Consider the following 4,836-nt stretch of genomic DNA (forward strand, 5'->3'; position numbering starts at 1 on the left):
GGCCGCGGCCCGGGCGGCGGCCGCCTCCAGGCCGACCAGGTCCGGGACCTCGTCGGGGGCGGGCAGCAGCACCACCGACGGGCCGCCCGGGCAGCCCTGCACCGCCGGGCGGAGCGACGCGGTCACCAGCACCCCGAGGAGCAGCGCGACGGGCAGCCCCACCGCCAGCCACCGCCGTCCCCGGCCCGCGCCCACGCCCACGCCCACGCCCACGCCCCAGGATGACCCGCCGCCCCCGCCGCCGTCTGCTGCGGGCGAACACGACGACGTGCTGGAACGCGCGGCCGGGTGGACCCGTTCTCCCACCAGGAAGATCGCCCGGACGCCGCTGTACCCTGCCTGAGCAGGCACGCCGCGCCCGGACGTACCGGCACACGAGCATGGAGGACGGGCCCCGGGGCCCGTGCGGTGAGCAGATGAAGATGCGGACGTTCCTGCGGAGCGGTGCGATCTGGATCGTCCTGGCGATCGTCATCGTCCTGGTGGGGGCCCGCCTCATCACCACCGAGCGGTTCGCCACGGTGGACACGAGCCAGGCGCTCCAGCTGATCGAGGACGAGAAGGTCGCCTCGGCCCTCGTCGTCGACGGCGAGCAGCGACTCGACCTCACCCTCGTCGAGGGCGAGCAGGTCGACGGCTCCACCCAGGTCCGCACCCACTACGTCGAGCAGCGGGGCGAGGACGTCCTGCGCCTGCTCGACCAGCACCCGCCGGCCGACGGCGTCGACGAGACCAACCCGCAGACGTCGGTGCTGACCAGCCTGCTGCTCACGGTGCTGCCGCTCATCCTCATCCTCGGCCTGTTCTGGTTCGTCCTGTCCCGCATGAGCGGCGGCGGCAACCGGGTCATGCAGTTCGGCAAGTCCAAGGCCAAGCTCATCACCAAGGACATGCCCAAGGTCACCTTCGCCGACGTCGCCGGCGCCGAGGAGGCCGTGGAGGAGCTCACCGAGATCAAGGAGTTCCTTTCCGAGCCGGCCAAGTTCCTCGCGGTCGGCGCCAAGATCCCCAAGGGCGTCCTGCTGTACGGGCCCCCCGGGACCGGCAAGACGCTGCTCGCGCGCGCCACGGCGGGCGAGGCGGGCGTGCCGTTCTACTCGATCTCCGGCTCGGACTTCGTCGAGATGTTCGTCGGCGTCGGCGCCTCCCGCGTCCGCGACCTTTTCGAGCAGGCCAAGCAGAACGCCCCCGCGATCATCTTCGTCGACGAGATCGACGCCGTCGGCCGCCACCGCGGCGCCGGCATGGGCGGCGGCCACGACGAGCGCGAGCAGACGCTCAACCAGCTCCTCGTGGAGATGGACGGCTTCGACGTGAAGACCAACGTCATCCTCATCGCCGCCACCAACCGCCCCGACATCCTGGACCCGGCCCTGCTGCGCCCGGGCCGGTTCGACCGCCAGATCACCGTCGAGGCGCCCGACATGCAGGGCCGCCTGAAGATCCTGCAGGTCCACGGCAAGGGCAAGCCGCTCGCCGAGGGCGTCGACCTGGAGTCGATCGCCCGCCGGACCCCGGGCTTCACCGGTGCCGACCTTGCCAACGTCCTCAACGAGGCCGCGCTGCTCACGGCCCGCTCGGACGCCCAGCAGATCACCGACGCCACGCTGGACGAGGCGATCGACCGCGTCATGGCCGGCCCGCAGAAGCGGACCCGCCTCATGAACGACAAGGAGCGGCTCATCACCGCCTACCACGAGGGCGGGCACGCCCTGGTGGCGGCGTCGCTGCCGAACACCGACCCGGTCGCCAAGATCACGATCCTGCCGCGCGGCCGTGCCCTCGGCTACACGATGGTGCTGCCCACCGAGGACAAGTACTCGACCTCGCGCAACGAGATGCTCGACCAGCTCGCCTACGCCCTGGGCGGCCGCGTCGCGGAGGAGCTCGTCTTCCACGACCCGACCTCCGGTGCCGCGAACGACATCGAGAAGGCGACCGGCCTGGCCCGCAAGATGGTCACGCAGTTCGGCATGAGCGAGGAGATCGGCGCGATCAAGCTCGGCAGCGCGTCGGGCGAGATGTTCCTGGGCCGCGACATGGGCCACGAGCGCGACTACTCCGAGTCCGTCGCCGCGACGGTCGACCGCGAGGTCCGCCGGCTCATCGAGGCCGCGCACGACGAGGCGTGGGAGGTGCTCGTCGAGCACCGCCCGATCCTCGACCGGCTCGTCAAGGAGCTCCTCGAGAAGGAGACCCTCGGCGCGGAGCAGATCGCCGCGATCTTCTCCGACGTCGTCAAGCGCCGGTCCCGACCGGTGTGGCTGTCCAGCGAGCGACGCGCGGTCTCCGACCTGCCGCCGGTCCCGGTGCCGCCCCGCCCGGCGGTCAACGCCAACGGCTTCTCGGTGCTCAACGGGGCCCCGGTCTCGGTGACCAAGGGCCAGGATTCGTCCAACGGCTCGTCCAACGGGTCCGCCAACGGTTCGTCGAACGGCTCCGCCAACGGGTCCCACGGCTCCTCCGCCGTGGGCAGCGACGGCGGGTCCACGACCGGTGGGACCCCCGCACACGGCCCGCACGACAACTGGGGCGCCTCCAACGGCGTCGGGCACGGCTCGGGCAACGGCGGGTCGGCCACCGGGCCGAGCACCCCCGCCCCCGGCCCGTCCGGTCCGGTCCCCCCGGGCGCCGGCCCGGCCTGAGCCCGTCGTCCCCGCCAGCGCGGTGAGCTCCCCCCACCCCGGGCCCGCCGGTCTGACCGGCCGGGCCCGGTCGCGGCTCGTCGGCCTGGACCGGCCCGCGGTGCTCGCCGTCCTCAACGTCACGCCGGACTCCTTCAGCGACGGCGGGCGGTGGGCCGACCCCGACGACGCCGTCCGGCACGGCCTGGACCTGGTGGCCGCGGGTGCCGACGCCGTCGACGTGGGCGGGGAGTCCACCCGCCCGGGCGCCGACCGGGTGCCCGAGCAGGAGGAGCTGCGGCGGACCGTCGAGGTCGTCCGCGCCCTCGCCGGGCAGGGCGTCCCGGTGAGCATCGACACCATGCGCGCCGGCGTCGCCGAGGCCGCCCTGGCCGCCGGGGCCGTGCTGGTCAACGACGTGAGCGGCGGCGCGGCCGACCCCGCGATGGCCCGGGTCGTCGCCGCGGCGGGCTGCCCGTTCGTCGTCATGCACTGGCGGGGGCACTCCGCGGGGATGTCCGCCCTCGCCCGCTACGACGACGTCGTGCTCGACGTCCGGGACGAGCTGGCCGCGCGCGTCGACGCCCTCGTCGACGCCGGCGTCGACCCCTCCCGGCTCGTGCTCGACCCGGGCATCGGCTTCGCCAAGGAGGCCGAGCACGGCTGGGCGCTGCTGGCCCACCTCGACGCGCTCGACGCGCTGGGCTTCCCGCTGCTCGTCGGCGTGAGCCGCAAGCGGTTCCTCGGCCGCCTGCTCGCCGCCGCGGACGGTGCGCCCCGCCCCGTGGAGGAGCGCGAGGACGCCTCGCACGCGGCCGCCGCGCTGCTGGCCGCGCACGGGGTGTGGGCCGTGCGCGCCCACACCGCCCGCGGCACCGCCGACGGGGTCCGGGTCGGCGCGGCCTGGCGCCGTGCGCGCGAGGGTGCGCCCGAGCAGGATCGACGCCCATGAGCAGCTACCTCGGCGACTACGGCGGCCCGGTCGACCAGGTCGCCGTCCGCGGCATCCGCGGCCGCGGCACCCACGGCGTGCTCGCGCACGAGAAGCGGGACGGCCAGGAGTTCTCCGTGGACGTCGTCCTGCACGTGCCCACGCTGCGCGCCGGCAGCACCGACGACCTGGCCGACGCCGTCGACTACTCCGTCGTCGCGCAGAAGGCCCACGCCGTGCTCGTCGGTCCGTCGCTGGACCTCGTCGAGGCCGTCGCCGGGCGGATCGCCGCCGAGGTCATGGCCGACCCCCGGCTGGTCGCCGTCGACGTCACGGTGCACAAGCCGCAGGCCCCGGTCGGCGTCCCGTTCGACGACGTCACGGTGACCGTGCGCCGTACCCGCGACGACGTGCGCGCCGACACCCCGCCCGAGGCTCCCGTCCGGGCGGTCCTCGCCCTCGGCGCCAACCTCGGCGACCCCTACGCCACGCTCCACGAGGCCGTCCTGGACCTGTCGGTCCTGGACGGGGTCAGCGTCGTCGAGGCCAGCCCGGTGGTGGACTCCGCGCCGGTCGGCGGCCCCGAGCAGGGCCGCTACCTCAACGCCGTCGTGCTCGTCGACACCACGCTGTCGCCGCGGGCGCTGCTGCACGCCTGCCAGGACGTGGAGACCGCGCACGGTCGCGCCCGCGAGGTGCGGTGGGGTCCGCGCACCCTCGACGTCGACGTCGTCACCTACGGCGACCTGCGCCTCGACGCCCACGAGCTCGGCCTGCCGCACCCGATGGCCGCCGGCCGCCGGTTCGTCCTGCTGCCGTGGTCGATGGTCGACGCCTCGGCGGTGCTGTCCGAGCACGGCTTCACGCGCCCCGTCGCCGAGCTGCTCGAGGACCTGCTGGACGACGAGGAGGACGTGGTGGTGCGCACCGACCTCACGCTCCCGTTCGGCCTGCCCCCGGCGACGTGACCGACGTGGACGGGGTGCGCACCTGATGGCGCCGACCCGGCTCGGGCCGCTCGCGCTGCTGGCGGCCGTGGCGTTCGCGCTGACCACCGCGGTGCTGCAGGTCCGGCAGGCGGGCGGCAGCGCCACCGCGTCGCCGCCGCTCGTGCCCGTCGTCATGATCGCCGGGCTCGCGGTCGCCGTCCTCGTCGTCGCCTGGCCGGTGCGCCGGTGGGCGCAGGGCGAGCGCACCGAGCCGCTCGACCCGCTGCGGGCCGCGCGCACCGTGGCGCTGGCCAAGGCCGCCGCGCTCGCCGGCGCCGTGCTCACCGGCGGC

General features: G+C 74.9%; 5 protein-coding genes. 4 read left to right on the forward strand and 1 reads right to left on the reverse strand.

Annotated features, from left to right (window positions below; translation table 11 throughout):
* On the reverse strand, window positions 1-213 hold a 213-nt coding region (locus tag WCS02_RS17430), incomplete at its 3' end, for a hypothetical protein (protein ID WP_340295519.1).
* Between the two features lie 203 nt (window positions 214-416).
* On the opposite strand from WCS02_RS17430, the gene ftsH reads away from it, so the two are divergent.
* The 4 genes from ftsH to WCS02_RS17450 form a co-directional block, all read left to right on the forward strand.
* Window positions 417-2,645 (forward strand): ATP-dependent zinc metalloprotease FtsH, encoded by a 2,229-nt coding sequence (gene ftsH, locus WCS02_RS17435; RefSeq protein ID WP_340295520.1) that lies wholly within the window; start codon window positions 417-419, stop codon window positions 2,643-2,645.
* A 22-nt stretch (window positions 2,646-2,667) separates the two neighbouring features.
* A complete protein-coding gene (gene folP / locus WCS02_RS17440) occupies window positions 2,668-3,576 on the forward strand; it encodes a dihydropteroate synthase (RefSeq protein ID WP_340295522.1) in 909 nt (302 codons plus the stop codon).
* Window positions 3,573-4,523 carry a 2-amino-4-hydroxy-6-hydroxymethyldihydropteridine diphosphokinase gene (gene folK / locus WCS02_RS17445; protein WP_340295524.1) on the forward strand — a complete coding sequence of 317 codons (951 nt, stop codon included), beginning with the start codon at window positions 3,573-3,575 and terminating at the stop codon, window positions 4,521-4,523. Before folP ends, folK begins: the two co-directional genes overlap by 4 nt.
* A gap of 25 nt (window positions 4,524-4,548) precedes the next feature.
* A partial coding sequence (locus tag WCS02_RS17450) for a DUF3180 family protein (RefSeq protein WP_340295526.1) occupies window positions 4,549-4,836 on the forward strand: 288 nt, incomplete at its 3' end.

The organism is Aquipuribacter hungaricus (genome assembly GCF_037860755.1).
GTDB classification, from domain to species: domain Bacteria; phylum Actinomycetota; class Actinomycetes; order Actinomycetales; family JBBAYJ01; genus Aquipuribacter; species Aquipuribacter hungaricus.